This is a genomic window from Xanthomonas sp. (assembly GCF_017163755.1).
Classification (GTDB): Bacteria; Pseudomonadota; Gammaproteobacteria; order Xanthomonadales; family Xanthomonadaceae; genus Xanthomonas_A.
In genome coordinates this window covers 1-2027 of the sequence record NZ_JAFIWC010000061.1, presented here as the reverse complement: position 1 = coordinate 2027, position 2027 = coordinate 1, and the positions used below count along the sequence as shown (strand labels likewise).

Genomic DNA, 2027 nt, shown 5'->3' with positions numbered 1-2027 from the left:
TGGCGGTGCTGGCGCTGCCGCTGCCCTGGGCGCGCCGCCTCACCCAGCCGGTCCATATCGGCGGCATCACCCTGGGCGGCGGCAAGCCGGTGGTGGTGCAGTCGATGACCAACACCGACACCGCCGACGTGGCCTCCTCGGTCAAGCAGGTGGCCGAGTTGTGGCGCGCCGGCTCGGAGCTGGTGCGGCTGACGGTCAACAACGCCGAGTCGGCCGCGGCGATCCCGCGCATCGTCGACAAGCTGCGGATGATGGGCATCGAGGTGCCGCTGATTGGCGACTTCCACTACAACGGCCACCAGCTGCTGGCCGCCGAACCGGCCTGCGCGCAGGCGCTGGCCAAGTACCGGATCAATCCCGGCAACGTCGGCTTCGGCAAGAAGAAGGACACCCAGTTCGCGCAGCTGATCGAGTTCGCGCTGAAGTACGACAAGCCGGTGCGCATCGGCGCCAACTGGGGCTCGCTGGACCAGGCGCTGGCGGCGCAGCTGATGGACGAGAACTCGCGGCGCGACACGCCGTGGGACGCCGGCCGGGTGCTGCGCGAGGCGCTGATCCGCTCGGCGCTGGACTCGGCCGAGCGCGCGGTGGAGCTGGGCCTGGGCCGCGACCGCATCGTGCTCAGCTGCAAGGTCAGCGGCGTGCAGGAGCTGATCGCGGTGTACCGCGACCTGGCGCAGCGCTCGGATTTCGCGCTGCACCTGGGCCTGACCGAGGCCGGCATCGGCAGCAAGGGCATCGTCGCCTCCAGCGCCGCGCTGGCGGTGCTGCTGCAGGAAGGCATCGGCGACACCATCCGCATCTCGCTGACGCCCGAGCCGGGCCAGTCGCGCACGCAGGAGGTGATCGTCGCCCAGGAACTGCTGCAGACCACCGGCCAGCGCGCCTTCACCCCGCTGGTCACCGCCTGCCCGGGCTGCGGCCGCACCACCTCCGAGTTCTTCCAGGAACTGGCCAAGGTGGTGCAGAACCACGTGCGCGCGAAGATGCCGGAGTGGAAGGTGACCCATCCCGGCGCCGAGAGCATGACCCTGGCGGTGATGGGCTGCGTGGTCAATGGGCCGGGCGAATCGCGCCACGCCAACATCGGCATCTCGCTGCCGGGCACCGGCGAGGCGCCGTCGGCGCCGGTGTTCGTCGACGGCGAGAAGCGCATCACCCTGCGCGGGGAGAACATCGCGCAGGAGTTCGTCGCGCTGATCGACGACTACGTCGAAACCAAGTATGTCCGCCGCGCCGGGTGACGCCCCGGCCGAGGAAGCCGCCGGCTTCCGCCACTGGCTCGCCCGCAATGCGTGGCGGCTGGTGCTGCTGTTCGCCGGGGTGCTGCTGCCGATGGGCGCGTTCGTCGAGCTGGCCGACGAAGTCCACGAGCTGGAGGAGTTCTATTTCGACGAGCCGCTGCTGTGGCAGATGCGCGCGTTGGCCTCGCCGGGTTGGGACGGGTTCTTTGGCCTGGTCTCCAAGATCGGCTACCAGTACGGGGTGATCCCGCTGGACACGCTGATCGTGCTGGCGCTGCTGGGCCTGCGGCGCTGGCGCGAGGCCACCTTCGCGGCGCTGTCGTTCGCCGGCTCGGCGCTGTTGAACATGAGCGCCAAACAGGTCTTCCAGCGCGACCGGCCGACCCTGTGGGAGTCGATCGCGCCCGAGCACACCTTCAGCTTCCCCAGCGGCCATGCGATGGGCTCGATGACGCTGGCGGTGACCGTGGTGCTGCTGGCCTGGCATACGCGCTGGCGCTGGCCGCTGCTGGCGCTGGCGGCGGCGTTCGTGGCCGCGGTCGGGCTGTCGCGGGTGTACCTGGGCGTGCACTATCCGTCCGACATTCTCGGCGGCTGGGCGGCGGCGCTGGCCTGGGTGGTCGGCGTGTACCTGGTGATGTTCCGCGCCGGCCGGCGGCCGCGCTGGCGGCACGTGCGCTAACCGTCCTGAGGGCGGCGCTGCTCGGCCCGACTGCGGCCAGCACCCGGTGGATCTTTCCACCGCCCCAGCCAGGCCACCGAAACCGACACCCTTCTCGCACC

At 70.7% G+C, this 2027-nt stretch carries 2 protein-coding genes; both read left to right on the top strand.

Going from position 1 to position 2027, the window contains the following annotated elements:
• The first annotated feature begins 14 nt into the window (after positions 1 to 14).
• Complete coding sequence (ispG, locus tag JR065_RS21330) at positions 15 to 1244, top strand: flavodoxin-dependent (E)-4-hydroxy-3-methylbut-2-enyl-diphosphate synthase (RefSeq protein WP_206236532.1); 1230 nt, start codon at positions 15 to 17, stop codon at positions 1242 to 1244.
• Complete coding sequence (locus tag JR065_RS21325) at positions 1225 to 1926, top strand: phosphatase PAP2 family protein (protein ID WP_206236531.1); 702 nt, start codon at positions 1225 to 1227, stop codon at positions 1924 to 1926. The genes ispG and JR065_RS21325 overlap by 20 nt, the downstream gene beginning before the upstream one ends.
• The last annotated feature ends 101 nt before the right edge of the window (positions 1927 to 2027 follow it).